At 60.9% G+C, this 26,256-nt stretch carries 25 protein-coding genes and 2 tRNA genes; 8 read left to right on the top strand and 19 right to left on the bottom strand.

The genetic code is table 11. From position 1 onward, the window contains the following. Positions 1-3 precede the first annotated feature (3 nt). From lptA to ABWL39_RS02185, 4 genes are read right to left on the bottom strand one after another with little or no spacing between them, the layout of a single operon-like run. Positions 4-609, bottom strand: a complete 606-nt coding sequence (lptA, locus tag ABWL39_RS02200) for a lipopolysaccharide transport periplasmic protein LptA (RefSeq protein WP_367786734.1) — start codon at positions 607-609, stop codon at positions 4-6. Further along, entirely contained in the window at positions 590-1,168 is a 579-nt protein-coding gene (gene lptC / locus ABWL39_RS02195; RefSeq protein WP_367786732.1) for an LPS export ABC transporter periplasmic protein LptC, read from the bottom strand. The genes lptA and lptC overlap by 20 nt, the downstream gene beginning before the upstream one ends. Next, the gene (gene kdsC, locus ABWL39_RS02190) at positions 1,165-1,704 is read right to left on the bottom strand and encodes a 3-deoxy-manno-octulosonate-8-phosphatase KdsC (protein WP_367786919.1); all 540 of its coding nucleotides are present in this window, start codon (positions 1,702-1,704) and stop codon (positions 1,165-1,167) included. Before kdsC ends, lptC begins: the two co-directional genes overlap by 4 nt. A 37-nt stretch (positions 1,705-1,741) precedes the next feature. Then, the gene (locus ABWL39_RS02185; RefSeq protein ID WP_367786730.1) at positions 1,742-2,728 is read right to left on the bottom strand and encodes an SIS domain-containing protein; all 987 of its coding nucleotides are present in this window, start codon (positions 2,726-2,728) and stop codon (positions 1,742-1,744) included. A 122-nt stretch (positions 2,729-2,850) separates the two neighbouring features. Between ABWL39_RS02185 and ABWL39_RS02180 the strand changes: the two genes are divergently transcribed. After that, entirely contained in the window at positions 2,851-4,818 is a 1,968-nt protein-coding gene (locus tag ABWL39_RS02180; RefSeq protein ID WP_367786729.1) for a cation:proton antiporter, read from the top strand. A 72-nt stretch (positions 4,819-4,890) separates the two neighbouring features. Here the strand turns inward: ABWL39_RS02180 and ABWL39_RS02175 are convergent, their stop codons facing one another. From ABWL39_RS02175 to pmbA, 4 genes are all read right to left on the bottom strand, one after another. Then, complete coding sequence (locus tag ABWL39_RS02175; protein ID WP_367786727.1) at positions 4,891-6,219, bottom strand: dicarboxylate/amino acid:cation symporter; 1,329 nt, start codon at positions 6,217-6,219, stop codon at positions 4,891-4,893. Positions 6,220-6,418: 199 nt separating this feature from the next. Continuing rightward, on the bottom strand, positions 6,419-7,201 hold the full coding sequence (locus tag ABWL39_RS02170) for a hypothetical protein (protein WP_367786725.1): 783 nt from the start codon (positions 7,199-7,201) through the stop codon (positions 6,419-6,421). Positions 7,202-7,294: 93 nt separating this feature from the next. Then, on the bottom strand, positions 7,295-7,930 hold the full coding sequence (locus ABWL39_RS02165) for a DNA-3-methyladenine glycosylase (protein WP_367786723.1): 636 nt from the start codon (positions 7,928-7,930) through the stop codon (positions 7,295-7,297). Between the two features lie 3 nt (positions 7,931-7,933). Beyond that, complete coding sequence (gene pmbA / locus ABWL39_RS02160; protein ID WP_367786721.1) at positions 7,934-9,286, bottom strand: metalloprotease PmbA; 1,353 nt, start codon at positions 9,284-9,286, stop codon at positions 7,934-7,936. A gap of 128 nt (positions 9,287-9,414) precedes the next feature. Between pmbA and yjgA the strand changes: the two genes are divergently transcribed. From yjgA to ABWL39_RS02145, 3 genes are read left to right on the top strand one after another with little or no spacing between them, the layout of a single operon-like run. Further along, positions 9,415-9,957, top strand: coding sequence for a ribosome biogenesis factor YjgA (gene yjgA, locus ABWL39_RS02155; protein ID WP_367786719.1), 543 nt, complete (start codon positions 9,415-9,417; stop codon positions 9,955-9,957). Beyond that, entirely contained in the window at positions 9,954-10,538 is a 585-nt protein-coding gene (gene mog, locus ABWL39_RS02150) for a molybdopterin adenylyltransferase (RefSeq protein WP_367786717.1), read from the top strand. Before yjgA ends, mog begins: the two co-directional genes overlap by 4 nt. Further along, the gene (locus ABWL39_RS02145) at positions 10,535-11,212 is read left to right on the top strand and encodes an alpha/beta hydrolase (protein WP_367786715.1); all 678 of its coding nucleotides are present in this window, start codon (positions 10,535-10,537) and stop codon (positions 11,210-11,212) included. The genes mog and ABWL39_RS02145 overlap by 4 nt, the downstream gene beginning before the upstream one ends. A gap of 58 nt (positions 11,213-11,270) precedes the next feature. Here ABWL39_RS02145 and ABWL39_RS02140 read toward each other — a convergent pair whose 3' ends face one another. The 5 genes from ABWL39_RS02140 to ABWL39_RS02120 all read right to left on the bottom strand — a co-directional run bounded on the left by ABWL39_RS02140 (position 11,271) and on the right by ABWL39_RS02120 (position 17,311). Beyond that, a complete protein-coding gene (locus ABWL39_RS02140; protein ID WP_367786711.1) occupies positions 11,271-12,953 on the bottom strand; it encodes a hypothetical protein in 1,683 nt (560 codons plus the stop codon). A gap of 160 nt (positions 12,954-13,113) precedes the next feature. Further along, a complete protein-coding gene (locus tag ABWL39_RS02135) occupies positions 13,114-14,808 on the bottom strand; it encodes a hypothetical protein (RefSeq protein WP_367786709.1) in 1,695 nt (564 codons plus the stop codon). A gap of 25 nt (positions 14,809-14,833) precedes the next feature. Then, the gene (locus ABWL39_RS02130) at positions 14,834-15,178 is read right to left on the bottom strand and encodes an STAS/SEC14 domain-containing protein (protein ID WP_367786708.1); all 345 of its coding nucleotides are present in this window, start codon (positions 15,176-15,178) and stop codon (positions 14,834-14,836) included. A 103-nt stretch (positions 15,179-15,281) separates the two neighbouring features. Beyond that, positions 15,282-16,142, bottom strand: coding sequence for a DMT family transporter (locus ABWL39_RS02125; RefSeq protein ID WP_367786706.1), 861 nt, complete (start codon positions 16,140-16,142; stop codon positions 15,282-15,284). A gap of 62 nt (positions 16,143-16,204) precedes the next feature. Then, positions 16,205-17,311: an aromatic ring-hydroxylating dioxygenase subunit alpha gene (locus ABWL39_RS02120; RefSeq protein WP_367786704.1), complete on the bottom strand. Its 1,107-nt coding sequence runs from the start codon at positions 17,309-17,311 to the stop codon at positions 16,205-16,207. Between the two features lie 552 nt (positions 17,312-17,863). Between ABWL39_RS02120 and ABWL39_RS02115 the strand changes: the two genes are divergently transcribed. The 4 genes from ABWL39_RS02115 (at position 17,864) to folE2 (ending at position 21,823) form a co-directional block, all read left to right on the top strand. After that, entirely contained in the window at positions 17,864-18,106 is a 243-nt protein-coding gene (locus ABWL39_RS02115; protein ID WP_367786702.1) for an exodeoxyribonuclease VII small subunit, read from the top strand. Next, the gene (locus ABWL39_RS02110) at positions 18,103-18,999 is read left to right on the top strand and encodes a polyprenyl synthetase family protein (protein ID WP_367786701.1); all 897 of its coding nucleotides are present in this window, start codon (positions 18,103-18,105) and stop codon (positions 18,997-18,999) included. Before ABWL39_RS02115 ends, ABWL39_RS02110 begins: the two co-directional genes overlap by 4 nt. A gap of 41 nt (positions 19,000-19,040) precedes the next feature. Beyond that, a complete protein-coding gene (gene dxs / locus ABWL39_RS02105; RefSeq protein ID WP_367786699.1) occupies positions 19,041-20,897 on the top strand; it encodes a 1-deoxy-D-xylulose-5-phosphate synthase in 1,857 nt (618 codons plus the stop codon). A gap of 125 nt (positions 20,898-21,022) precedes the next feature. Continuing rightward, a complete protein-coding gene (folE2, locus tag ABWL39_RS02100; RefSeq protein WP_367786697.1) occupies positions 21,023-21,823 on the top strand; it encodes a GTP cyclohydrolase FolE2 in 801 nt (266 codons plus the stop codon). Between the two features lie 125 nt (positions 21,824-21,948). On the opposite strand, the gene ABWL39_RS02095 is transcribed toward folE2, so the two are convergent. The 6 genes from ABWL39_RS02095 to pheS all read right to left on the bottom strand — a co-directional run bounded on the left by ABWL39_RS02095 (position 21,949) and on the right by pheS (position 26,255). Then, positions 21,949-22,024: transfer RNA gene (locus ABWL39_RS02095), tRNA-Thr, on the bottom strand. Between the two features lie 62 nt (positions 22,025-22,086). Continuing rightward, a tRNA-Pro gene (locus tag ABWL39_RS02090) sits at positions 22,087-22,163 on the bottom strand. A gap of 59 nt (positions 22,164-22,222) precedes the next feature. Then, complete coding sequence (locus tag ABWL39_RS02085; protein ID WP_367786695.1) at positions 22,223-22,600, bottom strand: MerR family transcriptional regulator; 378 nt, start codon at positions 22,598-22,600, stop codon at positions 22,223-22,225. After that, complete coding sequence (locus tag ABWL39_RS02080) at positions 22,575-22,883, bottom strand: integration host factor subunit alpha (RefSeq protein WP_367786693.1); 309 nt, start codon at positions 22,881-22,883, stop codon at positions 22,575-22,577. The genes ABWL39_RS02085 and ABWL39_RS02080 overlap by 26 nt, the downstream gene beginning before the upstream one ends. 9 nt (positions 22,884-22,892) lie before the next feature. After that, entirely contained in the window at positions 22,893-25,253 is a 2,361-nt protein-coding gene (gene pheT, locus ABWL39_RS02075; protein ID WP_367786691.1) for a phenylalanine--tRNA ligase subunit beta, read from the bottom strand. A gap of 18 nt (positions 25,254-25,271) precedes the next feature. Beyond that, complete coding sequence (gene pheS / locus ABWL39_RS02070) at positions 25,272-26,255, bottom strand: phenylalanine--tRNA ligase subunit alpha (protein WP_367786689.1); 984 nt, start codon at positions 26,253-26,255, stop codon at positions 25,272-25,274. Position 26,256: the final 1 nt, after the last annotated feature.

Below are 26,256 nucleotides of genomic sequence, written 5' to 3'. Positions count from 1 at the left end.
GGCTCATTCCTCTCGTGGCTTGACAATGCTGGACGAGGGCTTGAGCGTGGCCGGCGCCTCGGCGGGCTTGCCGCTGGCGGGCGCGCCTTCCTTGGGCTTGGGCTGGATGGTCATGCGCACGCGGCCGGGCTGCTGCCCCTGGGCCGGCTTGGCGTCGCCGCCAGGGCCGACCTTGAAATCGCCATTTTGCTGATCGTAGAAGATGTAGTCGCCGCGCACTTCATCGGTGCCGCGCTTCAGGCGCGCCTTGGTGAACAGCTGCAGCTGCCCGAGCTTGCCGTTGTAGTCGAGCCGCTCGGCCTGGGCTTCGAGGTATTCGTCGCTGTTGTCGCGCTTCTCGCGGTAGCTGATCGGATACCCGTTGGCTGTGGCAAAGTAGTTGCCTTCGGCATCCTGCTTGATGATGGCCTTGTCGGCACGCAGTACCATCGTGCCCTGGGTCATCACGACGTTGCCGGTGTAGGTGCTGGTCTTGTTCTTTTCATCGCCGGTAAACCCATCGGCTTCGACCTGGATGGGCTTGTTGCGGTCGGCGCTCTCCGCCTGCGCGGCAATCGGCGCGGCCAGCAACAGCGCAGCGATGAAATGTTCAGGCTTGAGGTTTGACATAGGTCGCCCTGACTCTCGATTTCAGTTTGATGATCTGGGTGTTGCGGTCCAGCTCCATGCCGACTGCAGTCACCTTCATGGTGTCATTCCATATCTCGACGGCGCTGTCGGTCTTCAACATACCTTTGCGCGGCCACGACCAAAGCTTGGTGGTGACCAGATTGAGTGGCGTCGACCTGGCATCGGCATCTCGCACCATGTGCACGTTACCGCCGAAATAGAAGGTTTCGTCATCCTGCGTGACGCGCACGTCGGCGGCATCGACACGCATCACCGGCTGATTTGGGGTGTAATCCGTCATGCGCACGCCGAACAGGTCGGTGTAGTTGCCCAACTGGTAATGCATTGCGCGTTGCGCGGTGACGATGTATTGCGGCACGCCGTTGATGCCGGTCTGGGTGGCGCGAAAGTGCTGCATGGTCACGTCGGGCACCCCGGCCTTGGCGCCCTGCGCCTCGATGCCGGGGAGCTGGCTCACCCGGTCGAGCCAGTAGGTGCCGGCGGCCAGCGCGGCAGCCACGGCGATGGGAGCGATCAGACCGCCACGTTCCAGCGTCATTCCAGGTACTTTGCCATTTGCTGATCGAACGTGCCCTGCGCCTGCATCAACAGCTCGCACACCTCGCGCGCGGCACCCTCACCGCCACCGGCAACCGCGACATAATGGGAGTAGCGTTTGACGCTCGCCGGCGCGGCCGGCACGGTGAACGCGATGGCACAGCGGCGCATCACCGGCAGATCGACGACGTCGTCACCCATATAGGCTGCCTGCTCGGCCGTCAGTCCTAGCTTGGCGAGCAGTTCGGCGAATGCCGTCAGCTTGTCTTCGACGCCCTGGTAGAGGTGATCGATACCTAGATTTTTGGCGCGCAGCTCAACCAGGCGCGAGCGCCGGCCGGTGATGATGGCCAGCTCGACACCGCTGGCCTTGAGCATCTTCAGCCCGTGGCCGTCGAGGGTATTGAAGGCCTTGATCTCTTCGCCACTGTCGGACAGATAGAGTTTGCCGTCGGTCAATACGCCGTCTACGTCAAAAATCATTACGCGGACCGACTGCGCCCGCTCGAATACTGCCTGCATGAAATATCCTTTGATTGTGCCCCCGCACAGGGGCAGCCCAGCCTACTGCAGCTTATACCACGCCGGCCCGCAGCAGGTCCTGCATATTGAGCGCGCCGACCAGGCGGCCATCGGGGTCGCATACGAGCAGCCCGCCGATCTTATTGGCTTCCATGATCTGCACCGCTTCGGCCGCCAGCTTCTCCGGCCCGATGCGCCGCGGATTGGCGCTCATGACCTCACCCACCGGCGTGGCCTTGAGGTCGACGTCGCGGTTGAGCACGCGCCGCAGATCGCCGTCGGTAAAGACCCCCAGCACTCGCCGTTCGGCATCCACGATGGCCGTCATTCCCAGGCCCTTGCGCGACATTTCGAACAATGCGTCCTTGAGCAGCGTGTCGGCGGACACCGCAGGCAGGGCCTCGCCCTCGTGCATGATGTCGCGAACATGGACGAGCAGGCGCCGCCCCAGGCTACCGCCGGGATGGGTCATGGCGAAGTCGTCGGCGCCGAAGCCACGGCGGTCGAGCAGCACGATGGCCAGCGCGTCGCCCAGCGCCAACTGGGCCGAGGTACTGGCCGTCGGCGCGAGATTGAGCGTGCAGGCTTCCTTGTCCACCCCCGAATCGAGCACGACGTCGGCCTGCCGGCCCAGCGTCGAATCACGCTTGCCGGTGATCGCGATCAGCGGCACGCCACGGCGCTTGATCGGCGTCAGCAACGCAATCAGCTCCTCACTCTCGCCGGAGTTGGACAGCGCCAGCACCACATCGCTTGGGGCGATCATCCCCAGATCGCCGTGGGCAGCTTCGCCGGGGTGCATGAAGAAGGACGGCGTGCCGGTACTGGCGAGCGTCGCGGCGATCTTGCGGCCGATATGGCCGGACTTGCCCATACCGCTCACCACGACACGCCCCTTGCAGGCCAGCACGATATCGACGGCGCGGGCAAAGCCATCGTCAAGCTTGTCGGCACAGCCCAGGATGGCCGATGCCTCGATTTGCAGCACTTCGCGCGCCAGCGCCAGCACGGCCGCAGAAGAAGAGTTGGTTACTGTCATGGGGCGAAAGTATAACAAGGTTATAATCGAGCGAAAAAAGAAACCTCGGCCGCTCATTGGCAAGCCGCTCCAGGCTTGAATTGCAGACGCAAGGCGGCCGTTCACGCCAACGGGAACCCTCCATGCACGGCGCCTTGCCTGCCACGCTCATCCTGCTTGCCGCCGCGGTACTGGCGGTTGTCGCCTGCCGCCAGCTGAAGCTGCCGGCCCTGCTCGGCTACCTGATCGTCGGCATCGTCATCGGCCCGAACGCGCTGGCCCTGCTGCCCAACAGCGAGGACACCTCCTACCTGGCCGAGTTCGGCATCGTGTTCCTGATGTTCAGCATCGGCCTGGAATTCAGCCTGCCCAAGCTCAAGGCGCTGCGCCATTCGGTGTTCGGCCTCGGTGCCGGCCAGGTGCTGGCGACCATCGCGCTGACGCTGCCGCTGGCCTGGTTCGGCCACCTGCCCTGGGCGGCCAGCGTGGCGCTGGGCGGGGCGTTGGCCATGTCGTCGACGGCGATCGTCAGCACCTTGCTCAACGAGCGCGTCGAGCTCAACACCCCGCACGGGCAACAGATCATCGGCGTGCTGTTGTTCCAGGACCTGGCCGTGGTGCCCTTGCTGATCCTGATCCCCGCGCTGGCGAACCCGGCCGGCGGTGTGATCGAGGCACTGGGCTGGGCGACGTTCAAGGCCATCATCGTGCTCACCATCCTGCTCTACTACGGGCAGAAGCTGATGCGGCCATGGTTCCACATGGTGGCCAAGCAGCGCTCGAAAGAGCTGTTCATCATCAACCTGCTGCTGGTGACGCTCGGCATCGCCTACCTGACCTCGCTCGCCGGCCTGTCGCTGGCGCTGGGCGCCTTCCTGGCCGGCATGCTGATCTCTGAGACCGAGTACCGCTACCAGGTCGAAGACGATATCCGCCCGTTTCAGGATGTACTGCTGGGCCTGTTCTTCGTCACCGTCGGCATGCGCCTCAACTTTGCCACGCTCGAGCAGCAATGGCCGCTGCTGCTGCTCTTCCTGGTGCTGCTGATCCCGCTCAAGGCCTTGCTGATCTTCGGCCTATCGCGGTTGATGCGCAGCCCGAGCTCGGTTGCCTGGCGTACTGCGTTGTCGCTCGCCCAAGCCGGGGAGTTCGGCTTCGTGCTGATCGCGCTGGCTCACGGGCACCAGCTGCTGCCCCCCAATCTGGAACAGGCGCTGCTCGGTGCCATCCTGCTGTCGATGCTGGTCGCGCCCTTCCTGATGCAGAAGCGCGACGCGCTGGTGCGACGCTTCGTCGCATCGGAATGGCTCAACGAGTCGCTCAACCTGACCCAGATCGCAGTGCAGTCGATGCTCGCGCGCAACCACGTGATCCTGTGCGGATACGGCCGCAGCGGCCAGAATCTGGCGCGCCTGCTGGAGCGCGAGGAAATCCATTTCTTCGCGCTGGATCTCGACCCGGAGCGGGTGCGCGAGGCCGCAGCGGCGGGCGACTCGGTGGTGTTCGGCGATGCCGGCAAGCGCGAAGTGCTGATGGCGGCCGGCCTATCGCGTGCGCAGGCGGTCGTCGTCACGTTCAGCGACACGCATATGGCGCTGCGGATCCTGAGCCACGTGCAGGCGCTGAAACCAGGCCTGCCGGTGATCGTGCGCACCTTCGACGAAACCGATGTCGACAAGCTCAAGGAAGCCGGCGCGGTCGAGGTGGTGGCCGAGGTGATGGAGGGCAGCCTGATGTTGGCCTCGCACGTACTGATGCTGCTCGGCACGCCGCTCAATCGCGTGCTGCAACACATCCGCAGCGTCCGCGAGGAGCGCTACGACCTGTTCCGCGGCTTCTTCCGCGGCGCGACGGATGACAGCGACGACCCGAGCGAACAGGATCAGCCGCGACTGCACAGCGTGCTGATCACCGAAGAGGCCGCCTCGGTCGGCAAATCGCTTGGCGAGCTGCGCGTTGCCGAGCTGGTCGAGATCAAGGCAATCAAGCGGCGCAATATCAAGGGCGTCGAGCCCAGCGACGAGGTCGTGGTCAACGTCGGCGACGTACTGGTGCTGCTGGGGCGCCCCGCCCGGCTGGCCAAGGCGGAAGCCCGCCTGCTCGAAGGCTGAGGCCAGGTGCGGCTTCGCGACACATAAAGAAAAACCCCGCCACTTGGCGGGGTTGCTTGCCTGCGGTAGGCCTCAGCGGCTGGCGGCAGCCAATGTCGCCAGCTCGGGCAGGCCGAGGTCGATTGCCGGCATCACCGGCTCTTCGTCGGCCTGGCCCGACAACACGCGCTGCAGCTTGGCGTGATCGAGCTCCTTCTCCCAGCGCGATACCACCACCGTAGCAACGGCATTGCCGATGAAGTTGGTCAGCGCGCGCGCCTCGCTCATGAAGCGGTCGATCCCCAGGATCAAGGCCATACCGGCAACCGGGATACTCGGCACCACCGCCAGTGTCGACGCCAGCGTAATGAAGCCAGCACCGGTGATGCCACTAGCCCCTTTCGAGGTCAGCATGGCCACCGCCAGGATGGTCAGTTGTTGCGTCAGCGTGAGATCGGTGTTGGTGGCCTGGGCGATGAACAGCGCCGCCATGGTCATGTAGATATTGGTGCCATCGAGGTTGAACGAATAGCCGGTCGGCACCACCAGGCCCACCACCGGACGCGAGCAGCCGAGCCGTTCCATCTTGCTCATCAGGCGCGGCAGCGCGCTTTCCGACGAGCTGGTGCCCAGTACGATCAGCAGCTCCTCCTTGATGTAGGCGATGAAGCGGATGATGCTGAACCCGGTCGCCCTGGCGATGGTGCCCAGCACCAGCAACACGAACAATGCGCAGGTCAGGTAGAAGGAGCCCATCAGCTTGGCCATCGGGATCAACGCATCGATACCGTACTTGCCGATGGTGAACGCCATGGCACCGAACGCGCCGATCGGGGCGGCCTTCATCACAATATTGACGATACCGAACACCACCTTGGAGAACTGCTCGACCAGATCCAGCACCGGCTTGCCCTTGTCGCCAAGCGCGGACAGCGAGAAGCCGAACAGGATGGCCAGCAGCAGCACCTGCAGGATGTCGCCCTTGGCGAAGGCATCGACGAAGGTAGTCGGAATGATGTTGAGGATGAAGTCCACCGTGCCCTGGGCATGCGCCTTCGCGGTGAAATCGGCGATCGCCTTGGTATCGAGCGCCGCCAGATTGGCGTTGAAACCCGCTCCGGGCTTCAATGTGTTGGCGACGACCAAACCGATCAGCAAGGCGAAGGTCGAGACGACCTCGAAATACAGCAGCGCCTTACCGCCCACGCGCCCGACCTTCTTCATGTCCTGCATGCCGGCGATGCCATGCACAACGGTGCAGAAGATCACTGGAGCAATGATCATCTTCACCAGCTTGATGAAGCCTTCGCCGAGCGGCTTGAGATTGACGCCCAGCTTGGGCTCGAAATAGCCAAGCAGCACGCCGGCGGCGATGGCGAACAGGACCTGCACGTACAGGACTTGGTAGAAGGGCTTTTTCACGTTGTCGCCTCCATCAGGGTTTCGGATGGTGTGACACTACGCTCGCCAGCCCCTTGAATCGATTGTGAATATCCACATCACGGTTAGCCACATCGTGGATAACCGAAACCCATTGCCACCTTGCCGGCGCGGGAAGCAGGCAAAAAAAACCGCAGCAGACACATAGGCCTGCTGCGGTTTGTCGGATGCGGCCCGAAGTTCAGTCTTCGAGTTCGGCTGCGGCGCGCATCTGGTCGAGTTTCTCCATCGCCTCGACCGACTCGGCTTCCGCCGCTTCGTTGTAGAGGCGAGTCGCGTCGTCGATCTTCTTGTCGCCAAACAGCATCATCAGTGCATTGGCGTACTCGATCTTGGCGATAGCCGAGTCCGACTTGATCGCCAGCGCCTTCTCAAAGTGCTCGACGGCCTTGTCCTTGCTCGCGCCATAGGTCAGGCCAGCCAGCATCGGGCCAACCTTGTTGACGATTTCGGCATGGCAGGAGCCATAGGCAGTGTGCGCCTCGGAATGATCGGGGGCGAGTTCCAGCGTCTTGTCCAGGCAGTTCTTGATGGTCCCGGCCAGGCCTTCGGACAGCGCCTTGGCGATCGAGATCGTCTGGCCGTAGCGGCCGGTCGCCATCGCGGTGAAGTACCAGCTATTGGGATTGTCGGGCATGTCCTTCTGCGCGGCCTCACCAAGCTTCATGGCTTCCTGGAAAGCCTTCATCTTGGCGCGTTCGTCGTCGACCAGATAGGTCGCGTGAATGGCCAGTGCCTTCATCGCCACGGTGTAGCCGGGCACGCCAGCTTCGAGGCCCAGCTCGTAGGCCTTTTCGAAATTACCTTGATGGTATTGGCGCCAGGCTTCCTGCACCTCTTTGTCTTCCGGGAACGGCTCGCAATCGCCCTGATGCAGGCGGGCCCAGTTCTTCTTGAGCGCAGCACCAGCGTAAACAAACTCGTCCGATGCGTGCGGGAATTCATGCCAGTCTTGTTTGGCCATTATTTTCTCCTTTGTAAAATCCAATGCTTGCCAACAATCATGTGTCGTCAGCGTTATATTTTTTAGCGTGCGCTATCGCACGCCCTCCCAACATCAATACTGAACGGGCAACGGCTCCAGGCTGCGCCACATATACCAGGTCGCAACCGAGTGCCAGGGCGCCCAACGTCGGGCGATCTCGCGCATCTTCAATTTGCTGATCGGCTGGCCGTCGTTGTAATGCATGCTCATCGCGCGTTGCAAGCCGATATCGTCCACCGGCAACACGTTCGGGCGCGCCATGAAGAAGATCAGGAACATTTCGGCCGTCCACTGGCCGATCCCCTTGATGGTCGTGAGCCGTTGGATCACCTCATCGTCATTGAGCGCCTCCCACTCCGCCAGCATGAACGGCTGGGCGATGAAGTAGCGCGACAGCTCGTGCAGATACAGCGCCTTGCGGCTCGACAGGCCACAAGCCTGCAGGTCAGCCTGCTCGTGCTTGAGGACGGTCTCGGGATTGACGTCGCAGACACGCTCGACGAAACGCTGCCAGATGGACTCAGCAGCCTTGGTGGACACCTGCTGCGCGACAACCGAGCGGGCCAGCGTGGTGAAGGCGTCGCCGCGGCTGCGCATGTGCAGGCCGCGGTTATTGGCGATCAGCTTGGCCAGCACCTCGTCCACGTCGGACAAGGCTGCCGTTGCCTGCTCCCAATAGGGCGGCGGGACGATCTTGCTGACGGACATCGCTCAGTTTCCCGCCACGGTCATACGGTCGATCAGGATCGAGCCGCACTGCTTGGCCCCGCGCACCAGCACATCGGAACCGATGCCCGCCACGCCCATGAACATGTCCCGCAGATTGCCGGCGACCGTGATTTCCTCGACGGGGAACTGAATCTGCCCGTTTTCCACCCAGAAGCCGGCTGCGCCACGTGAATAATCACCCGTCACCGAGTTGACGCCATGGCCAAGCAGCTCGGTGACCAGCAGCCCGCGATCCATCTTCTTCAACAGGCCGGCGAAATCCTCACCCGTCGAATCGACGATCAGATTGTGATTGCCGCCGGCGCTGCCCGTCGAGCGCATGCCCAGCTTGCGTGCCGAATAGCTGGCGAGGAAATAGCCGTTGACGATGCCCTGACTGACCACGTCGCGGTCATGCGTGGCAACACCCTCGCTGTCGAACGGCGAGCTGCCGAGCGCCCGCACCAGGTGTGGCAGCTCGCGGATCGTGACCAGCGGCGAAAATACCTGCTTACCGAGGCTGTCGAGCAGGAAGCTCGACTTGCGATACAGGGCGCCGCCGCTCACGGCCCCCACGAAATGCCCGAGCAGGCCCGCAGCCAGCGGCGCCTCGAACAGCACTGGCACCTGCGTGGTTTCGATCTTGCGCGCGCCCAGGCGACGCACGGTGCGTGCTCCGGCGGTCTGTCCGACCAACTCGGGCGTGTCGAGATCCCCGGCATTGCGCGCAACGCTGTACCAGTAGTCGCGCTGCATGGCGCCATTCTCTTCGGCGATGACCGAGCACGAGAGGCTGTGGCGCGATGTGGCATAGCCATTGCAAAAGCCGTTGCTGTTGGCGTAGATGAAATGCGATTGCTGGGTCGAGACCGATGCACCATCGGAATTCGTGATGCGTGGATCGACGGCACGCGCCGATGCCTCGCACAGCCTGGCCAGGTCGATCGCCTGCTCGACCGGCAAGGCCCAGGGATGGTAGAGGTCCAGGTCGGGCACCGCGTTGCCGGCCAGTAAGGCTGCGTCAGCGAGCCCCGCGCAATCGTCCTCTGCGGTACGCTTGGCGATGGACAGCGCAGCACGCACGGCATCTTCGACGGCCTTCGGCGACAGGTCAGAGGTGCTCGCGTAGCCTTTGCGCTGGCCAACGTAGACCGTGATGCCGATCCCCTTGTCGCGGTTGTATTCGATGGTCTCCACCTCACCCTGACGCACGCTCACGTTCTGGCCGAAACCTTCCGATATTTCCGCTTCACAGGCTGAAGCGCCACCGTTCTTGGCCAGCTTCATGGCAGCCTGAACGATGTCGGCAAACCTTTCGCGTGGATAGGCAAATGCGGAGGCGGTGACTGTAGACATAGATGATTATGTATGGATTATGAGGCAGGCCCGACCCTTGCGGTACAAAGCCTGAATGTAATGTTTCGGTTATCATACCAAAGTTTATTCATTCCAAATGGATGACCGGGCAACCGGCGCCGAAAAGCATGCAAGAAGACGATCAAATCATCAGCAAAACCCGCCGCAAGCAGGAAATGGAAGAGCTGCAGGACCTTGGCGCCAAGCTGGTCAAGCTCAACAAGGATCAGCTCAAGCAACTGGGCCTGCCCGAGAAACTGTTTGAAGCGGTAAAGGAGGCCCAGCGCCTCACGGCACACGGCGCCATCCGCCGGCAGATGCAGTACATCGGCAAGGTGATGCGCGAGGTCGATCCGCAGCCGATTCAGGCCTTTCTCGCCCGCCTTGCAGGCGAATCAGGCGAACACACCGCCTGGCTGCATCAACTCGAGCGCACGCGCGAACGGCTGCTCGCCGCCGACGCGGCACTCCCCACGTTTCTGCAGGAACACCCGGAGGCCGATGCGCAGCAGCTGCGCACGCTGATCCGCAATGCCCGCAAAGAGCGTGAAGACAACAAGCCGCCAAAGAATTTCCGCGCGCTGTTTCAGCTGCTGCGCGACCTGATTCCCGAGCCCGGCCTTCCGGGCGGCCCGAAGCCTGCCGCGACAGACGATGAGGAAGAAGCATGAGCACACTCAAGATTGGCCTCGTCTCGATCAGTGATCGGGCCAGCCAGGGCGTCTACGAAGACAAGGGCCTGCCGGCCTTGCAAGGCTGGTTCGAGGCGGCGCTGACAACCCCGTTCGAACTCGTTTCCCGCCTGATTCCCGATGAGCAGGCAGAAATCGAGGCGACCTTGAAACAGCTGGTGGATGAGACAGGCTGCCACCTGGTGCTGACCACCGGCGGTACCGGCCCGGCACTGCGGGACGTGACGCCGGAGGCCACGCTAGCGGTCGCGGACAAGGTGATGCCGGGCTTCGGCGAGCAAATGCGCCAGATCAGCCTGCACTATGTCCCCACGGCCATCCTGTCACGCCAGGTCGGCGTGATTCGCAAAGGTGCGCTGATCCTCAACCTGCCGGGACAACCCAAGGCCATCAAGGAAACACTGGAAGGCGTGCGGGACGAAGCCGGGCAATCGATCGTGCACGGCATTTTCTCAGCCGTCCCATACTGTCTCGATCTGATCGGCGCGCCTTATGTCGAGACGAACGAATCGGTGTGCAAGGCGTTCCGCCCCAAGTCGGCACAAAGGCCGGCAACGTGAGCGAAGCATACCTGCCCTGCGAAGAGCTCGACTGCCCGGATGCACGGTTCAGCGTGATCTGGCTGCATGGCCTCGGTGCCGATGGCTACGATTTCGTTCCGGTGGTGCCCGAGCTCAGGCTGCCTGACAGTCTGCGCGTACGTTTCGTCTTCCCACACGCGCCGCAGCGCCCGGTCACCATCAACGGCGGCTATGTGATGCGCGCGTGGTATGACATCCTCGAGACGGGCAATCTCTCGCGTCGGCTCGACGAAGCCACGATTGTCGAATCGGTGGCACAGATCCACGCCCTGATCCGGCGCGAGATCAGCCGCGGCATTCCGGCCGAACGGATTGTCCTGATCGGATTCTCGCAAGGGGGGCTGGTCGCCCTGACGGCCGGCCTGAGTTTGGCTGAGCGCCTGGCTGGCGTCGTGGCGCTATCCACCTACTGGCCGACCATGCAAGAGCCGGCGCTACAGGTGGCGTCAGGCTCGACCTCCATTCCCGTTTTCCAGGCCCACGGCGAATTCGACCCGGTCGTCGGCCTGCCACTCGGCCGCGCGGCATACGAGCGGCTCGTGTCTCTCGGCCAGACCGTCGAGTGGCACGATTACATGATGGAACACGAAGTCTGCCGAGAGCAGTTGCGGGACCTCTCCCTCTGGCTACAGGCAAGGTTTTCAGCCGTTTAGGACAATAAAAAACGGGCGCAGAAAGCGCCCGTTTTTCTTCACCGTCGGCGGCAATCGATCATGCCACGTCGGATTCGACACGAACCCAGACCCAATCGGTCCCCTTGGCCAAGACTTCGCGGGTCCTCACCTTGAGCTCGCGCCCCATCGAAATCATGGTCAGCGGCTTGTCCTGCGCGTAATCGGCCGATCGAATGACAAGCCCGTTCACCTTTTGCGGATTCGACTTGGCCGGGGTAAACACGCCAAGGCCATTTGACAGCATGGTAGCGGCATCGACCCCCTGAATCGTGTAGCCACTGTTGCGGCTATCCCGCTGCTTGACCTCGACCGCGACCGGTGAATACGCCAGCACCTGCAAACCAGCATACATCTGCCCGTCGCCGACACGCGACAGGCGACGCACGACGGCCAATTGCCAATGGTCGGTGCGCTCCGGGCGTAGCCCTACCAGCACATCGAGACGAATCCAGTCATTCTCGACGACCGGCAACACGGCGCCATAGCCGCCATCGCTCTCGTTATTGACCACCCAAGTCTCGTACTCGCCAATCGTGTGCTTCTGGAAGTTCTCGGCCAGCGCCTGGGCCTGACGCTGACGGGTGCGCTCGGTGACAAAGCCGTACTGGCGCATGTCGAGCATTTCCTGGACGTCGACGTCGAGCTTCTTTTCCCGCGTTGTCGTGCGCTCGTTGTCGTATTTCACATGCATGAAGATTTCCTTCATGCCGTACATCACGTCGAGCATTTTCTTGACCTGCACACGATCACTGACGCGATGCGCCTGCATCGCGGGATCGGGCGACCAAGCGGCATCCAGCAGCTTGATCAGCTCCGACGCGCCCGGCTGGCGGAAAGCTTCGTCCAGTGTCAGCGCCTTGCCACCTTCAAGCGCATTGCGCGCAGCCGTCACCTGCTCGGAAAGATCCTGCGTTCCCCAGTAGCGACCAAGGCTCACGGCCGGCACATCCCCCATCAGCTTGACGACCGGAGCTGACCCAGCCAGGTCGACCAGATAACGGTGCCGCCCCGGATGGAATTTCCGCTCCATCACCATGTGGTGTGACCAGATATCCAGCCACTGGTCCGTCATGTCCAGCTGGCGCGGGCTGAGCGCGCCGGTATTGATCGTGGCGAGCATCATGATCTGCAGATACTCATCCGCACAGGAGGTGTTGCGGGCCTTGATGGAGTCGTACAGCAGGAAGGAGTCGCTATCGACGCCCCTGAGCTCGGACAGCCGGTACAGCTGGTGTATGGTCGCCCAGAACTTCTTCTCGGGCGCCAGAAAGCGGAAGTATTGCCACTTCGCCTGCATGCCCAGGTAGCGCAGGGTACGGGCGAGCACCCTGGGCAACATCGGCCCGATGGGCGACTCGGTGTTCTCGCGCGACTCTTTGATGAAGATCAGGTAGGCATGGATCATGTGGTGAGCCAGCGTCATGATCTGATGCCACAGCTTGCTTTCCAGCGTTTTCGGCATACGCGGGTTCTGCAGGTACTGCAGACATAGCGTTTCGTACGATTGCTGCACCTGGTCATCCAGCCACATCAACGCCTGCAGTGACGACGCCGTCGCACGCGCATCGCCGCCAATGAACTGGTTGACTACCTCCGCCACGGCCTGTTCGGTGGACGACACATCGCCGGACTGCACCTTCTTCCACCAGAGTTGGGCGGACTTCAGATTGTCCAACGGATCCACCGTCTTTTTCCACGGCAGGTTGAGCTTGTCTAGCATGGGCGATGCAATCCACTTAACAGGCGTATCCATGTGCGTGCATTCAAAATGAGAGCTATAGCTCTAATATAAACGCACAGCGGCAGAAATGCCAATAAAATATGTCACAAATCAGATATTGATCAGCCCCGTCAGCCCCGGCCCTTGCCAGGAGCCGATGTCAGCATTCGGGGCCAGACAGCTGGCACAACACATTGAACTCGACGATCTCGAACCCATCCCCCTGCTCACGCAGGGAAATGGGCTCCAGCAAATAAACCAGATCGCGCTCGGCCAGTCGATACTGGCGCCCGATCAGGTAGATCCCGCCGCGCATCAGTACCGAGCAGGTCTCCGCCCCGGCAATCGATGTCCCGACAAGCAAGGCATATTCCTCGCCGAGCTGTCGCTCCGGATCGGGCCGATCGAGCTCGATCCGCACGGGCGTCACGCAGGCGGCCACGACTTCGACCCCGATATGAATCTGGCGCTCCATGTCGTACTGCAGACGTCGAACGACGCCGACCTGCCAGTCAGCCAGGCGGTCGGTCTTGATCCCGGTCAGCGCGCCGATACGCAGCCAGTCGCCATGCAACTGCGGCAGCACCGCACCGAACCCGCCCAGGCTGATGTCCTGCACCAGCCAGCTTTCCGCACGTTGTTCGATATCGGATACGGGCGGCACAACCTCATGCATCAGGCGCTGGGTTTCGTCGGTGACGAAGCCATAGGTGTCGATGTCGCGCTTCTGCCGCTCCAAGTAGTCGCGCGCGTCGGCACCGCCAGTGCAGGGATTCAGGCGCGCGAACATCACGGCACGCGCCACGTCGGCAAAGCCGTGCACGACCGTCAACCGGCCATAGGCCGGCAGGCGGGGCCATTTGCGTTCGGGGGGCGTGAGGCTCCAGTAAAACAACAGGTGTTGTAGCACCTGGCGCAGACTCGATACTGGCGCACCGACACCCGAACCACTGGCGCTGATGGCGGAGGGATTGTCGAGCGCGCGGGCCAGTTCCTGCAGCCGAACCGAGGCCATGCTAGGGCCGATAAAGCGCATGCGCGGGTTCAACGCCATGCCCATGACCAATCGGCCGGGCGGCTGCTGCGCGGAGAGGTCGAAATAAAATGCGCTGCGACTATCGGGCTCGGCCCCGACGACGAGATATTCGGCCACGTCGTCGATGGTCCGCTCGGCCAGGTCGATTTGCTGAGGCAACAGGCTGTCTGGCGACGAGGCCGCCAGGAACAGGGTTTTCAGGAATTCAGCCTGGGCGCAGCTCGGCTTCTCGCTGTGCTCATACAGTGACACGCTCGTCGTCTGCAGCCCCTGGGCCTCGACGAACAGCCACAATCGCGACAAGCCGCCCCACACCAGGTCCTCGACCGGCCCATAGTGAAGCTGCATGGCCTTGTGCAGCATCGAAACCGCATGCAGGCCACGCGAAGCCAGCATGGCAACCTGCGGTTTGGCGGCATCGGCACCGCGCGCGCCCATCGCGTAGGCATCGAGGACAAACAGGTAGGCACTGACGAGTGCCTTCCAGTAATCGCACAAGGCACGCCAGATGGCGCGCTCACGGAATTTCGCGGTACGGGTCTGGGTCAGGTATTCGCGCTGCAGCTTGCGCTGAAACCCGTAGCCCGCGTCGTCGAGCAACAGCAGAATGCTGGCCCGGACGTTGAGCTTGTAACCGCTGGCATGCGTCACCGACTCCACCCAGGCAGTAATCTCCTGCAGCGACTTGTACGGGTCACCCTGCGGCAAATCAGCCAGCAAACGTTGCGCGGCCTTGAGGTCGCGCATCGGGTGGTCGGGCTTGGGCGAAATGCGGCGCAGCCAGCTGGTCATGGACGAGAAGGAATCGTACTGAGACACGGTTTATTATTGATTTTCCACGTGTTTACTCGACGATCCAGGCTTCGGCGGCCTCGAAGGCATCGAACAGCTGTACATCGACATCAATGAAGAGGCGGGACACCCAGGCACTCCATGCCACCCATTGGTCGCGCGTCACCACGGCAATCTTGCCGAAATCGTTGGCATGCGCCCGGGTGAACTTGATCTCTTCCCACGCCATGTCGAGCGTGTATCCCGCCATGTCGCGCAGGTCCAGCAGCAGATTGGGTTTGCCGTGAAAGCGGATGGCGTACAGGACGTTTTCTTCGAACAGCTTGTAGTCAGCCAGCGCGAACTCACCAAATACCGCCACATTAACGCCGTAATCCTGTTGCTGGATCGTGATCATATTGTTTTCCCATCCCTGTCGGCCCATTGCTGGGCCAATGTCATATATTTGCATTGTAGTGTATGACAGGCGCACATGCACAGCGGCGCGCGGCTTCACACGGTCATTTGCGGCGTGCGGTCAGTAATGTGGCGAGTACGCCGGCCAGCATCACCAGCAGCATGCCCAGCCATGCCGACAGCGGCGGCACGTGCTGCCACAGCAGCCAGCCGGCCAGCGTCGAGAACACTACCGTACTATAGGCCAGGCTGGCCACCACCAGCGTCGCCCCGGTTGCGTAAGCCCGCGTCAGCGCCAGCTGCGCCAGTGTGGCAGAGCCGCCCATGCCAAGCAGGATGCCGGCCCCGGCCCAGTCGACAGGGCTGAAGCGATGCAGCAGCATCCATGCCCCCGAAGCGAACGTCGAGAACAGGGAAAAATAGAATACCACTCGCCATTCCGGCTCACCGGACTGGCCCAGGCTCTTCACATTGATCATGGCGATGGCGGCGAGAAAGCCCGATGCGAGGCCAACCAGCCCGTCGATCAGCTGATCATGTGCCAGCGTTGGCCGCAGCAGCAGCACGACCCCGGCAAACCCCAGCGCCAGCGCGAGGAGCAGCGGCAAGGGCGGCCGTTCGCGATAGAGCAGCACCAGCAGCGGCGCGATGAACAGGGACGAGGTGTAGTTCAGCGTTACCGCAGTCGGCAATGGCAGGCGCGTAATGGTAACGAAATACAAGGCCAGCGCGGAGAAGCCGGCGACACTGCGATTGAGGTGCAGGCGCCAGTTTGGCGTGCCCAGCGGATGGCCTCTGGCGACGATGATGGCCCATACCACCAGCAAGCCGACAAATGCCCGGTAGAACACCAGCTCCGCCGGCGTGAAGTAACGGGAGCCAATCTTGACGAACACGCCCATGCAGGCGAACAGGAGGCTGGCGAGCACCATCCAGAGCGCACCACGGGAGGAGATATTCAGCATTCAGCAATGACAAAGGGCGGGATCAACCCGCCCTTCACAGTCAGGATAGAACCCCGATTGTATTACAAGCGTGGCTCGATCTCGCGCCGCAGGAACTCATGGAAATGCCGCATGCCATCCTCCATCGGTGACTGGTAGGGGCCGACTTCGTTCCGCCCTTCGAGCCACAGGGCACGACGCCCCTCATCCATGCGCTCGACGATTTCCTTGTCCTCGACGCCGGTCTCCATGTAGGCGGCCTGCTCTGCCTCGGCGTACTCGGGCTCGAAGAGCACGATGTCTTCCGGGTAGTAGAACTCGATAACGTTGATGGTCTTGTCCACGGCGGTCGGGATCAGCGTCGACACCACCAGGCAATGCGGATACCACTCGACCATGATATTGGGGTAGTACACCAGCCAGATCGCGCCATGCTCCGGCGGCTCGCCGTTGCGATAGTTGATGACGGATTCCTGCCATTTCTGGTACGCAGCGGACCCTGACTTTTTCAGCTCGTCCAGCACCCCCACCGTCTGTACCGAATACCACTCACCAAATTCCCACCTGAGCTGATCGCAATCGACAAAATTGCCCAGGCCAGGGTGGAACGGCACTACATGATAGTCCTCGAGATAGACTTCGATGAACGTCTTCCAGTTGCACTTCAGCTCATCGACCTCGATCTTGTGCAACATGTAGTTGGAGAAATCGAGATCCTGCGCCACACCGAGCTTCGCCAAATCCTGGCGCACGTCGCGCGGGCCATTGAACAGCATGCCGTTCCAGTTCTGCAGCGGCGACTTGTTCAAATGCAGGCAAGGGTTTTGCGGAAAATGCGGGGCACCGAGCAATTCGCCGGCATTGCTGTATGTCCAGCGGTGCAGCGGGCACACGATATTGGGGGTATTGCCACGGCCCTTCAGCATGATGGCCTGACGATGGCGGCAGACATTGGACAGCAGCTCGACGCCCTGCTCGTTGCGAATCAACGTCTTGGCATGCCCGAACCATTCCAGTGTTTGATAGTCGTTGACGTTGGGCACCATGAGCTCGTGCCCAATGTAGCCCGGGCCGTTCTTGAACAGCACCTCCCTTTCTATCTCAAGGATATGTTCATCAAAGTACCAATGAACCGGGAGCTGCGGCTCGGCCGCTACGTGCAACGCGTTTGCGTTAGCCAGATCAGACATGTTCCAGACCCCTCTGTGAAGTCAAGTCATTCCGAGTCTCGCCAGGCGAGTTTACGGATGTGTTTAAAGATGAAAAAAGTGGAGGGCGCGTATTGTGCCCCCTTTACCCCCCCCCGGGCAAGCAATATTTGAAGCAAAAACATCCAAAAAATGAAGACCATAGCCAACCAACCAATTCACCCCAACCAGTCGGCAGCGGGTATGTGCAGAGGGGCCAGAGGGACCGGCAGCCCCTGCAGACGGTAAATAGACGCAATTCGCCCCGGTATTATGCAAGCACGGGACGCTTGTCGAGCATTCAAGGGGCGTTGCCGGCAAGCGTCATACAAGCTTTCTCCTTCTCACCCTCCGGCACGACAGGCGGTTTCCTCCGGATGGCGAGGATGACATGGGCGTTCCTGCACGGCTGGCCTACACTGAAGGCGATCGACCCTGACCCGCCACAGGGTCTCCACCTGCACTTGGGGCGTAACGCATTGGCCGCAAATTGGCCAGCCAAGGCTTGATCCGGTAAGATTAGGGGTTGCCCGAAAGTGAAAAACCGACCCCGGCATGGCCAAAACCGCTAAAGTCCCCGCACCCGAATCATTTGAAACCGCCCTGGCCGAGCTGGAAGGCCTGATCGCCGGCATGGAAAGTGGCAATCTGCCACTGGAAGCCGCACTCAACGCCTACAAGCGTGGCGCGGAATTGCTGCAATACTGTCAAGGCAAGCTGGTTGACGCCAGGCAACAGGTGGAAGTGCTGGAGCAGGACGGCCTGAAACGCTTTGGCAATGACGAGGAGGACGCATGAGCACCCCTGACTTTCTCGCCTGGGCAGGCAGCCGGCAGCAACATCTCGAAGGCACGCTGGCACGCCTGCTGCCCACCGCCGGCAGCTCCCCCGCCCTGTTGCACGATGCCATGCGCTATGCCAGCCTGGGCGGCGGCAAGCGGGTACGCCCCCTGCTGGTCTACGCAGCGGGCGAGCTGTCGCAGGCCAGCGCCGCTCACCTCGATATTGCCGCTGCATCGGTCGAACTGATCCACGCCTATTCGCTCGTGCATGACGATTTGCCTTGCATGGACGACGACACCTTACGCCGCGGCAAGCCGACCGTTCACGTTCAGTTCGACGAAGCCACCGCATTACTGGCCGGCGACGCCCTGCAAACCCTGGCTTTTGACCTGCTGGCCAACCATGCGGCGGCACGAGACGTGCAGTCGCAGCTGAAGATGCTTGGCCTGCTGGCACAGGCAGCAGGCTCGCACGGCATGGCGGGCGGGCAGGCAATCGACCTGGCTTCTGTCGGCCAAGCGCTCACGCTGCCTGAGCTTGAACACATGCACATCCTCAAGACTGGCGCGCTGATTCGCGCCTCGGTCATGCTGGGCGCCCTGGCCGGCGGCACGCTTGACGATGAGGAACGCACCCGCCTGGACCACTTCGCCAAATGTGTCGGCCTCGCCTTCCAGGTGGTCGACGATGTACTCGACGCCGAAGCCAGCACCGCCACGCTGGGAAAGACCGCCGGCAAGGATGCGGAGCACAACAAGCCAACCTATGTCTCGCTGCTCGGGGCCAGGGATGCCAAAGCACTTGCGGCGGATTTGCAGGCCGACGCGCAAGCCAGCCTTGCAGGCTTTGGCGAGCGCGCCCACCGCCTGGCCGAGCTTGCCGACTTTATCGTTACCCGCCAGTTTTAGCCCCCACCCTGCCGCCACCCCACGGCAGGCAAGGAAATTCGATGTACACGCTACTCAATACCATCAATCACCCCGCCGATCTGCGCCAGCTCGACCGCAAGTCACTCAAGCAGGTTGCCGACGAATTGCGCGAATTCCTGCTCGAATCGGTCAGCAAGACGGGTGGCCACCTGGCCTCCAATCTTGGTGCGATCGAGCTCACCATTGCCCTCCATTATGTTTACCACACGCCTGACGACAGGCTGGTGTGGGACGTCGGCCACCAGAGCTATCCGCACAAGATATTGACCGGCCGCCGGGAAGCCATGGCGCGCCTGCGCATGAAAGGCGGGCTTGCCGGCTTCCCCAAGCGGGAGGAAAGCGAATACGACACCTTTGGCGTCGGCCACTCCTCCACCTCGATCTCGGCAGCACTGGGCATGGCCGTGGCGGCCAAGCTCAAGGGCGAAGACCGCAAGACGGTAGCCATCATCGGCGACGGCGCCATGACTGCGGGCCAGGCCTTCGAGGCCCTGAACAATGCGGGCGCGATGGATGCCAATATGCTGGTCATCCTCAACGACAACGAGATGTCGATCTCGCCCAACGTCGGCGCGCTCAACAATTACCTGGCCAAGCTGATTTCGGGCAAGTTTTTCAACACCGTGCGCAAGGGTGGCAGCAAGCTATTGGAGTCCATGCCCCCCGTGCATGAATTCGTGCGCCGCGCCGAGGAACACACCAAGGGCATGTTTACGCCCGGCACCTTGTTCGAGGAGTTCGGCTTCAACTATATCGGTCCGATCGACGGACACGACCTCGACGTCCTGATTCCGACCCTGCAGAACCTGCGCGAACTCGACGGCCCGCAGTTCCTCCATATCGTGACCCGCAAGGGGCAAGGCTACAAGCTCGCCGAGAACGACCCGGTGCTCTATCACGGCGTCAGCAAGTTCGACAAGGCAAATGGCATCGCGGGCGGCAAGGGCGGCGGCAAACCGAGCTACACCCAGATCTTTGGCGACTGGCTGTGCGACATGGCGGCACTCGACAAGCGCCTGGTCGGCATTACGCCGGCGATGCGCGAAGGCTCGGGACTGGTCCGCTTCGAGCAGGAGTTCCCCGAGCGCTATTTCGATGTCGGCATCGCCGAGCAGCATGCCGTCACCTATGCCGCAGGCGTTGCCTGCGAGGGCATGAAACCGGTCGTGGCGATCTACTCGACCTTCCTGCAGCGCGCCTATGACCAGTTGATCCACGATGTGGCCATCCAGAACCTGCCAGTCGTATTCGCAATCGACCGCGCAGGACTGGTCGGGGCAGACGGCCCAACACACGCCGGCAGCTTCGACATCGTCTACCTGCGCTGCATTCCGAACATGGTGGTCATGGCGCCATCCGACGAGAACGAATGCCGCCAGATGCTGTATACCGCCTTCCAGCTCGACCAACCGACTGCGGTGCGCTATCCGCGCGGCACCGGCCCCGGCGTCAGCATCGAGAAACAGATGACTACCCTGCCAGTGGGCAAAGGGGAAATCCGCCGCACGGGCCAGCACGTCGCCATCCTAGCGTTTGGCTCCATGCTCCAGCCCGCCTTGGCGGCAGCCGAGCAACTCGATGCAACGGTAGCCAACATGCGCTTCGTGAAGCCGCTCGACACCACACTGGTATTGCAACTGGCAGCAGCACACACCTTATTGGTAACGGTCGAGGAAGGCAGCATCATGGGCGGTGCAGGCTCCGCCGTTGCCGAAGCGCTCATGCAGGCTGGCGTTGCAGCAAATGTGCTGCAGCTCGGCCTGAAGGACGAATACGTCGAACACGGAGACCCCACCCTCCTGCTCGCCGATTGCGGCCTCAATACCGAAGGCATCCTCGCATCGATCAACAAGCGTTTGATTCAATTGCAGCAATAGGCATTTTCTATCGCTGCGCCCGTTCAAATCGGATAAACTTCTTAATCCCGAGTTGTTTTATCGGGTATTGACCCCATCTTGACGCTACCTCGTCATTGCGGTCGTTACCCTTAGCAGGAAAAGCCATGAAACCAGTCGATACACAAGCCATCGCCGACGTACAAAATTCGCCAGATCATCGTAATCTGGCCATCAACAAAGTAGGCATCAAGTCCATCCGCCATCCGCTGAAGGTTGCGGACAAGAGTGGTGGCGTGCAGCACACCATCGCGGTCTTCAATATGTATGTGCATCTGCCCAAGCATTTCAAGGGCACGCACATGTCGCGCTTTGTCGAAATCCTCAACAGCCATGAGAAGGAAATCTCGGTCGAGTCCTTCGAAGCCATGGCTCGCGAAATGGTGGAGCGCCTGGAAGCCGAGTCCGGCTATATCGAAATGAGCTTCCCGTATTTCATCAACAAGTCAGCCCCGATCTCTGGTGTGCAGAGCCTGCTGGACTATGACATCACATTCGTCGGTGAAATTCGCGACGGCCAGTATCGCCAGACCATGAAGGTTCTAGTCCCGGTCACCAGCCTCTGCCCCTGCTCGAAGAAGATTTCGGAACGCGGCGCGCACAACCAGCGCTCTCATGTGACCATTACCGCACGCACCAACGACCTCGTCTGGATCGAAGACATCGTCCAGCTAGTTGAGGCACAGGCGTCATGTGAGCTGTACGGCCTGCTGAAGCGCCCCGACGAGAAGTTCGTCACCGAGCGAGCCTACGACAACCCGAAATTTGTTGAAGACATGGTACGGGACGTTGCCGCGCAGCTCAACCGCGACAGCCGGATCGACGCCTATGTCGTGGAGTCCGAGAATTTCGAATCCATTCACAACCATTCGGCCTACGCACTGATTGAAGCAGACAAGACAGCCTGATTCAGCACAGCAGATGAACAAAAAAGCGGGCTTAAAGCCCGCTTTTTCATTGCCCAATAGCACGGCGGCAAAAGCCATCCCAAAAAAACAACGGGGACTTACGATTGTAAGTCCCCGTCAATATTTGGTGCCGCCTGTCGGATTCGAACTGACGACCCCCTGATTACAAGTCAGGTGCTCTACCAACTGAGCTAAGGCGGCGTTTCAACTATCGTCGATAGTTGATTTACTACTAACCATCCATCTGGATGGCTTTTTAATTCTGGTCGGGGCGGCGGGATTCGAACTCGCGACCCCTTGCACCCCATGCAAGTGCGCTACCAGGCTGCGCTACGCCCCGACAAGAGCGCTGCATTATAGCAAAGCGAGCCAGAAAAGCTAGCCCCGGACCACAAAAAATCAGGAGTCGAGATAGCTAAGCAAATGCAGCAACTCGGCGCGCACGGACTCCATGCTCGCCACGGCCGCAGGCTCACCGCCCACATGTTCGAACACATGAGGCCGCCCGCCCTCCTCGTCTAGGCGGTGACGGGCACCACTGATGGTGAAGCCCTGTTCGTACAGCAAAGAACGGATCCGGCGAATCAGCAACACCTCATGGTGCTGATAATAGCGCCGGTTACCGCGCCGCTTTACCGGGCGCAGCTGTGTAAACTCCTGCTCCCAGTAACGCAAGACGTGCGGCTTGACGCCGCACAAGTCGCTAACCTCTCCGATCGTAAAATAACGCTTGGCCGGAATAGGCGGCAGATCAGTTGTCGGAACCGCTTCCACCATAGTGTTTCTCAACCATTCCCTTTAGTTTTTGGCTGGCGTGAAAAGTAACGACCCGTCGCGCCGTAATAGGAATTTCTTCTCCGGTCTTGGGATTCCGGCCCGGACGCTGCGGCTTGTCGCGCAGCTGGAAATTGCCAAAACCGGATAACTTCACGCTATCTCCCTCCTCGAGAGACAAGCGAATTTCCTCAAAAAAAGACTCCACCATGTCTTTTGCTTCACGCTTGTTGAGCCCAACCTTCTCAAACAACAAGTCAGCAAGCTCCGCTTTCGTCAGCGTCATGAATACTCCCTACATTCTAAGTTTCGCGCCATGCTTTTCATGCACCGCAGCCACAAGACGTGCCACCGCTCCATCGACCTCCTGGTCGGTCAGGGTCTTGTCCGCATCCTGCAACAGGATACGGAATGCCAGGCTCTTGCAGCCCGCATCAACGCCTTTGCCGCGATATACATCGAACAATGCTATCTCGCTGATTATACTGATTTTTTCAGACACAAGCGAGTCAAGCAAGGCTTGTACCGATACATGCTCATCAACAACAACAGCAATGTCACGGCGCACAGCCTGGAATTTGGATATGGGTGCGGCCTGCGGCAACTCGCTCGCGGCCAAAATTCCAAGCTCCAATTCGAACATAACCGGCGCACGGTTCAGGTCATATTTCTGCACCCAATTGGGATGCAATTCACCGAGCCAGCCAACTAGCTTGTCATCGAACCAAACCTTCGCACTACGCCCCGGATGCATAGCCGGATGCGGTGCCGCCTCGAAACGCAACGGCCGGGGCCAGAACAGGGCCTCGACGTCAGCCTTGACGTCAAAGAAATCGACTGCTTGCGCCGCAGCCCCCCACTGCTCCTGGACGCGAGGACCATAAGCCAGTCCTGCCAGCCGCTCGGGCTGCTCGAGCTGATTGTCGGCCCGCAAAAACACCCGCCCAACCTCAAACAGGCGAACCCGTTCATGCTTGCGATTCAGATTGTGCTGCAGCGTCGCGATCAGCCCCCCCAGCAATGTGGAGCGCATCACGCCCATTTGGCTGGCGATCGGGTTGATCAGCTTGACTGGCGCAGTATTCCCAGCCAAGTCCATTTCCCACTGCTCATCGACAAATGCATAGTTGATGACCTCCTGGTAACCACACCCAACCATCCCTTGCTTGATCAGCGGGAGTGCACGTGCGCCAGTCGGCTGCGGCAACATCGACATTTGACCGAGCGGGGGGCGCACGGGAACGGTGTCATAACCGTATAGGCGTGCCACCTCCTCGATCAGGTCCTCCTCGATCACGAGATCGAAACGGAACGATGGCGGCTGGACCTGAATCACGTCGCCCGCAAGCGAGCAACGCAAGCCAAGGCGTTCCAGCATGGCAACAATCGCCCCGGCCTCCAAGCTCACGCCAAGTACCCTGGCGATCCGGCTGACTCGCAAATTGACGGCATGGCGTACCGGCAAGCTGGCACAGGCTTCGCTCACGGCGCCGGACTCACCGCCACAAATATCGAGAATCAGCTCGGTCGCACGCTCCAATGCGGTACGTTGCAGCTCGAAATCGACACCTCGTTCGAATCGGTAGGAGGAGTCCGACCCAAAACCGAGCCGACGCGATTTGCCATGGATGACGGCTGGGTCAAAATATGCGCTTTCCAGGAAAATATCCTGGGTTGCGGCCGAAATCGCGCTGTCCCCCCCCCCCATAATCCCGGCCAATGCCAGAGGCTTGGCGTCATCGGCAATAACCAGCATGTCCGGCTCGAGCGCGATGGTCTTGTCGTTCAGCAGCGTGATCTGTTCACCGCCACGGGCCAATCGTGCATGAACTCGCCCCTCGATCTTGGCCAGATCGAAGGCGTGCATGGGCTGCCCAAGTTCGAGCATCACATAGTTCGTCACGTCGACGATGGCCGAAATGCTGCGCACCCCGCTACGCGCGAGTCGCCGCACCATCCACAGGGGCGTCGGGGCATTAAAATCGACGCTGCTGACGACGCGACCGCAATACCGCGGGCACGCCTCGGGCGCGTCAAGCACTACCTCGAGCTGTTTAGCACTCGACTCGGCGATATCGTGACGTGCGGGTACAGGCACGGTCATTTCGTTCAGCGCGGCAAGCTCACGGGCAATGCCGGACAGGGATAGGCAATCAGCACGATTCGGCGTCAGCTTAAGCGTGAACACGCGGTCGTTGAGCCCGAAATATTCGCGGAAATCTTCACCCACAGGTGCGTCGACGGGTAACAACAACAAGCCATCGATGCCATCCGGCATACCCAGCTCATCACCGGAGCACAGCATGCCAAACGACTCGACACCGCGCACCTTGGCCTGCTTGATCTTGAAATCGCCGGGCAGATTTGCACCGACCAACGCACACGGCACCTTCACCCCCGGCGCGACGTTTGGGGCGCCACACACGATCTGTATAGGTTCGACCTGGCCAATATTGACTTGGCACACGTTGAGGCGATCTGCATTTTCGTGGCGCGTCACACTCAGCACCTCGGCGACGACCACCTTATCGAAGTCAGGTGCTGCAGGCTGGTTTTCCTCTACCTCAAGCCCCGCCATCGTCAACTGGTGCGCCAGCTCTTCACTATTCAACGGCGGGTTGACGAGGGTTCGCAACCATTGTTCAGAGAATTTCATATTCCGGTTCCACGCAAATCAGTTGAACTGCTTGAGAAAGGCGAGATCGTTCTCGAAGAACAGGCGCAAGTCGTTGACGCCATAGCGCAGCATGGCAAAGCGATCGAGACCGATGCCAAAAGCGAAACCCGTGAAACGCTCGCTGTCGATACCGACATTCCTCAATACGTTCGGGTGCACCATGCCGCACCCGCCGATCTCTAGCCAGCCCCGGGCACCAAGCACATCAATTTCAGCGGAAGGTTCGGTAAACGGAAAGAATGAAGGGCGGAAACGCACCTGCAGATCGTCTCGCTCGAAAAATTGACGCAGGAAGTCGATCAACACCGCCTTGAGGTCGGCGAAACTGACTCCCTCGTCAACCCACAGCCCCTCCATTTGATGGAACATCGGCGAATGGGTGGCATCGGAATCGACGCGATACACCCGCCCGGGGGCAATGATCTTGATCGGTGGCGGGTTCTGCAACATGTAACGGATTTGAATGGGGGAGGTATGGGTACGCAACACATCCCCGCCCTCGACGTAAAACGTATCCTGCATCGCCCGTGCGGGGTGATCTTTCGGAATATTGAGTGCTTCGAAGTTATGGAAGTCTGTTTCGATTTCGGGGCCATCTGCAACAGCGAAGCCCATGGAGCGGAACAAGTCCTCGATACGCTGTTGCGTCAGCGTCACCGGATGCAAACCACCAACCTGATTGCCGCGGCCTGGCAGTGTCACATCGAGCGCCTCGGCGGCCAGCTGCTGTGCGAGCTTTGCCGCATCCAGTTCGCCTCTTCGCGCCGACCATGCTGACTCGAAGCCCTGCTTTGCCTGGTTGATAGCGGCGCCAACAGTCCGTTTTTCTTCGGGCGGAAGTTTGCCAAGCTGCTTCAGCAATTCAGTCAGTTCACCACTCTTGCCAAGATAGCGAGCCTTGACTTGCTCCAACTCGACCTGGTCCTGCGCCGCTTGCAGCTCGGCCAAACCGCGATCAAGTATCATGTTCACGTTTTGCATG

Origin of the sequence: Chitinivorax sp. PXF-14 (assembly GCF_040812015.1) — a bacterium.
Classification (GTDB): domain Bacteria; phylum Pseudomonadota; class Gammaproteobacteria; order Burkholderiales; family SCOH01; genus JBFNXJ01.
Note: the sequence above shows the minus strand (reverse complement) of the source record. Positions and strands in the feature narration are given on the sequence as shown.

Bases quoted from the DNA above. Each gene is read 5' to 3' on its own strand.
- ABWL39_RS02115 (WP_367786702.1), top strand. From the start codon at position 17,864: ATGGCCAAAACCGCTAAAGTCCCCGCACCCGAATCATTTGAAACCGCC.
- ABWL39_RS02080 (WP_367786693.1), bottom strand. From the start codon at position 22,883: ATGACGCTGACGAAAGCGGAGCTTGCTGACTTGTTGTTTGAGAAGGTT.
- lptA (WP_367786734.1), bottom strand. From the start codon at position 609: ATGTCAAACCTCAAGCCTGAACATTTCATCGCTGCGCTGTTGCTGGCC.
- ABWL39_RS02130 (WP_367786708.1), bottom strand. From the start codon at position 15,178: ATGATCACGATCCAGCAACAGGATTACGGCGTTAATGTGGCGGTATTT.
- ABWL39_RS02140 (WP_367786711.1), bottom strand. From the start codon at position 12,953: ATGCTAGACAAGCTCAACCTGCCGTGGAAAAAGACGGTGGATCCGTTG.
- ABWL39_RS02180 (WP_367786729.1), top strand. From the start codon at position 2,851: ATGCACGGCGCCTTGCCTGCCACGCTCATCCTGCTTGCCGCCGCGGTA.
- ABWL39_RS02170 (WP_367786725.1), bottom strand. From the start codon at position 7,201: ATGGCCAAACAAGACTGGCATGAATTCCCGCACGCATCGGACGAGTTT.
- pheS (WP_367786689.1), bottom strand. From the start codon at position 26,255: ATGCAAAACGTGAACATGATACTTGATCGCGGTTTGGCCGAGCTGCAA.
- lptC (WP_367786732.1), bottom strand. From the start codon at position 1,168: ATGACGCTGGAACGTGGCGGTCTGATCGCTCCCATCGCCGTGGCTGCC.
- pmbA (WP_367786721.1), bottom strand. From the start codon at position 9,286: ATGTCTACAGTCACCGCCTCCGCATTTGCCTATCCACGCGAAAGGTTT.
- mog (WP_367786717.1), top strand. From the start codon at position 9,954: ATGAGCACACTCAAGATTGGCCTCGTCTCGATCAGTGATCGGGCCAGC.
- yjgA (WP_367786719.1), top strand. From the start codon at position 9,415: ATGCAAGAAGACGATCAAATCATCAGCAAAACCCGCCGCAAGCAGGAA.
- ABWL39_RS02125 (WP_367786706.1), bottom strand. From the start codon at position 16,142: ATGCTGAATATCTCCTCCCGTGGTGCGCTCTGGATGGTGCTCGCCAGC.
- ABWL39_RS02110 (WP_367786701.1), top strand. From the start codon at position 18,103: ATGAGCACCCCTGACTTTCTCGCCTGGGCAGGCAGCCGGCAGCAACAT.
- ABWL39_RS02185 (WP_367786730.1), bottom strand. From the start codon at position 2,728: ATGACAGTAACCAACTCTTCTTCTGCGGCCGTGCTGGCGCTGGCGCGC.
- ABWL39_RS02165 (WP_367786723.1), bottom strand. From the start codon at position 7,930: ATGTCCGTCAGCAAGATCGTCCCGCCGCCCTATTGGGAGCAGGCAACG.
- folE2 (WP_367786697.1), top strand. From the start codon at position 21,023: ATGAAACCAGTCGATACACAAGCCATCGCCGACGTACAAAATTCGCCA.
- ABWL39_RS02120 (WP_367786704.1), bottom strand. From the start codon at position 17,311: ATGTCTGATCTGGCTAACGCAAACGCGTTGCACGTAGCGGCCGAGCCG.
- dxs (WP_367786699.1), top strand. From the start codon at position 19,041: ATGTACACGCTACTCAATACCATCAATCACCCCGCCGATCTGCGCCAG.
- ABWL39_RS02085 (WP_367786695.1), bottom strand. From the start codon at position 22,600: ATGGTGGAAGCGGTTCCGACAACTGATCTGCCGCCTATTCCGGCCAAG.
- pheT (WP_367786691.1), bottom strand. From the start codon at position 25,253: ATGAAATTCTCTGAACAATGGTTGCGAACCCTCGTCAACCCGCCGTTG.